This window comes from Mycobacterium sp. E1747, assembly GCF_001667775.1.
Classification (GTDB): Bacteria; Actinomycetota; Actinomycetes; order Mycobacteriales; family Mycobacteriaceae; genus Mycobacterium.
Window position 1 is genome coordinate 1 of the sequence record NZ_LZJI01000242.1, and the last position, 3,012, is coordinate 3,012.

Genomic DNA, 3,012 nt, shown 5'->3' on the forward strand with positions numbered 1-3,012 from the left:
CCGACCTCCCACAACTACTGAGGTGTCAACTATGTCGCGAGACATCTGTCAACTATGTCGTGGAATCACACACTGTCAGCCCGACAAGAAAAACCAGCCCTGAGCTGGTCTTTTCTCTTTTTAATCGACCGCACGAACGTTCGGCCGACCCAAGATTGTCACAAGCATCGAAACGAGTCACCGCACGCGTCTGCGAGGAAATCAGGCCTCGGCGGCCAACGAGCGAGCAGCAAAGCTACGCGCAGCTAGCTCCAGCATGTCCGCTTGGGCGTGGACGTAGGTCCGCATCGTGACGGAGATGTCGGCGTGCCCGGGCCATGCGGCGGCCAGGGCAGCCTCGCCCAGGGCCAGCCGCTCGGCGGCTTGACGCGCCTTCGCCGCGAGAACCCCAGCCGGCAGGGCAACGGGTAGCGGCAGGACACGTCCGGCGAGGGCCACACTTCCTGCACAACTCTCGACCATAACGGTTGGCGTTAATAACGCGAACCGTTATTATCTGGTGTGATCCGCTCGTTTCGGAACAAGGATACCGAGGCGATCTGGAAGCGCCGCCACATCAAAAAGCTCAGCCCGGAGCTCAGCAGACTCGCCTACAACAAGCTCGTTCTCGTCAACGCCGCCGAGAGCATCAACGACCTACGCGTACCGCCAGGCAACCGACTCGAAAAACTGACCGGCGACCGCGCCGGCCAGTACAGCGTCCGCGTCAACAGCCAGTGGCGCATCTGTTTTACCTGGAGTTCCAGCGGCGCAGCCGACGTCGAGCTCGTCGATTATCACTAGGAAGGACAAACCGATGCCAGACTTCGCCCCTACTCATCCCGGCGAGATCCTCTTGACCGAGTTCCTCGAACCGATGGGTATCTCGCAGTACCGAATTGCCAAGGCGATCGACGTGCCCGCACGGCGAATCAACGAGATCGTGCACGGCAAGCGCGGCATCAGTGCAGATACCGCACTACGGCTCTCCCGCGCGCTGGGACTCAGCGAGATGTTCTTCATCAACATGCAAGCCCACTACGACGCCGAGATCGCGCGCGACCACATCGCCGCCAAGCTCGACGCCATCGAACGCATCGCCTGACAGGCCAGCAACCGATCGAAGGTGACTCGCCCGAGGAGTTCCCAGCCACCCACCCGCGCCCCCTTCACTCTCTCGCACTACTCCACCCCATTCCGTCCCACCGCATCTCTTCTCGTACGCTCCAAAACCACAGCGCCCCTGGGATTCTCACTTCGTCCCACTTCCTCACCACGGCCCAATAACCGCCCGGCACGGCCGGACCTGTGCTCGAGCCGCCGAGCGGTTCCAGTGCTCGACAGCCACGGCCAAGAAATGGGCCGACCGCTACCGCGCCGGCGCCACGTGAACCAGCCCGACGCCTTCGAACCCGTAGGCGCCTGCAGGCCGGGTCGGCCGCACAGGGCTGTCTCGTTTCTTTAGTTTCGAGACATCACCGCAATGCCTTGATCGCCTGAAGCAGTTCATGCAGACGGAGGGCGTCGTCGCTGTGGGTATAGGCGTCGAGCCAGCTCGTCACTTTGGCTATGAGCTCGGAAGGTATGGGTGAGCCCTGCCGCGCCACGGTCTGCAGCACGATGTCGATGGCGGTGTACGAATCGCCTGAACCGACGGTGGCGTAAAGCTGGTCGCGATCGCGTTCGGTGAGGAGCGGGCTGATCGCATCGGCCAGCTCAAACGCCAGGTCGGTTGCTGCCCAATCGTCCACGGTCTCATTTTCCTTGACTGGAGGCGCCGCCGAAGGGTTGTGTGGCGCCATAAATTGCCGCGCAGTAAATTTTTTCGGTATGTCTGGCAACTTCGACTTCGCGGTGGGCCAGCGCGTGCGGGTGTACTGGTGATCCATGGCGGTCATTCGCGTGAAGAGTGTCCCCGAATTTCGCGGCGAGGACGTGGTGTTGTTAGCCGCCGACCGCGCCGGGCTTGACGCCTTTTCCGCGGCGCTGACGCTGGCCCAGCAACGTGGATCGTCGCAGCTACAGCACGGTCGCCGGGTCCACGAGTTCGTGATCGAGGCAACCGCGGCCAACATCGAGCTATCTGACGATCGAGTGACCTGGCGATTAGATGACGCAAAAGCAGGCGAAATCATTGAGAAGGCGCAGGTGTTGGCTGGCAATGGAGGTCGCCCGGGTCACCACTATGTCGATGACATGTCCGGTCCGGCGCCCACACTCGTGCTGTCGCTTAATGAGTACCTATCGCCGAGCTGGTTGACCGCCGGCAAGGAGCCGATCTTCGACGACGATGCCCCGTAATGACCAACCGCGCAAGATCTGACGACATGGTTGACTTTCGCACCGGGCCTCCGGTGCGAGCACTTATTGCAGATCTTGTCCGTCCCAACCCAAGCTGGGGTAATGGACCCACATCACAGCGGCGCGATGGGTATTACACACCGTGGGCGCCCCGTCGCCGGCTCCTGCTGGTTGGGGCGGGGCGAGAGTCGTTGCAAGACAACTAAAGTCATTAGATTCCCGACTGGGGTCAAGTGGTCGCAGGTTCAAATCCTGTCAGTCCGACCGTGTGATGTCGCAAGACATCGGAATAGCCGCGGACCTGCTTAGGTCTGCGGTTTTTTCCGTTTGGGACCTTTTGGGGCTCACTGAACTCGTGGGTATCGGGGAGGAACCCAAGATCTGGCGGTCGCCAGACGAACGCTCTGATGTCGTCGAATCGTGGAATGGCCGTCGTGTCTGTCAAATTGTACGAAGCGCGTGCCCTGCCAGGCGTATCAGTTCGGTCGTTGCAGCTGGGTCGAGGACGCTAACACCGGCCATGATGCCGGAAAGAAGGAGCGTCTTTAGTCGGTGTGCTCGAGAAGGCCGTGGACGGCTCAGAGGAAGCGGTGAAGCGCGCCCATCGCGTTGCTGCCGAGATCAAGGCTGAAGCTGCACAGCCACAACCAAATCCACACCGGCTACCGCGACGATTCTTCTTAGCTGCTCTGCCAGACTGAACGCCTGGGCCGCGCCGGTGCCGATGGGCAT

At 61.3% G+C, this 3,012-nt stretch carries 5 protein-coding genes; 3 read left to right on the plus strand and 2 right to left on the minus strand.

Translation table 11 applies throughout. The annotated features are described in order from the left end of the window. Positions 1–201: 201 nt before the first annotated feature. A complete protein-coding gene (locus A5695_RS25500; RefSeq protein WP_156749853.1) occupies positions 202–462 on the minus strand; it encodes a hypothetical protein in 261 nt (86 codons plus the stop codon). Positions 463–501: 39 nt separating this feature from the next. Between A5695_RS25500 and A5695_RS25505 the strand changes: the two genes are divergently transcribed. Together A5695_RS25505 and A5695_RS25510 are read left to right on the plus strand one after the other, a co-directional pair. Next, positions 502–783, plus strand: a complete 282-nt coding sequence (locus A5695_RS25505; protein ID WP_068089161.1) for a type II toxin-antitoxin system RelE/ParE family toxin — start codon at positions 502–504, stop codon at positions 781–783. Between the two features lie 13 nt (positions 784–796). Beyond that, on the plus strand, positions 797–1,084 hold the full coding sequence (locus A5695_RS25510; RefSeq protein WP_068089165.1) for a HigA family addiction module antitoxin: 288 nt from the start codon (positions 797–799) through the stop codon (positions 1,082–1,084). A gap of 370 nt (positions 1,085–1,454) precedes the next feature. Here the strand turns inward: A5695_RS25510 and A5695_RS25515 are convergent, their stop codons facing one another. Beyond that, positions 1,455–1,877 carry a hypothetical protein gene (locus tag A5695_RS25515; RefSeq protein ID WP_156749854.1) on the minus strand — a complete coding sequence of 141 codons (423 nt, stop codon included), beginning with the start codon at positions 1,875–1,877 and terminating at the stop codon, positions 1,455–1,457. Here A5695_RS25515 and A5695_RS25520 point away from each other — a divergent pair. Continuing rightward, positions 1,867–2,280: a hypothetical protein gene (locus tag A5695_RS25520; protein ID WP_068089171.1), complete on the plus strand. Its 414-nt coding sequence runs from the start codon at positions 1,867–1,869 to the stop codon at positions 2,278–2,280. The two genes, A5695_RS25515 and A5695_RS25520, sit on opposite strands and share 11 nt — an antisense overlap. Positions 2,281–3,012: the final 732 nt, after the last annotated feature.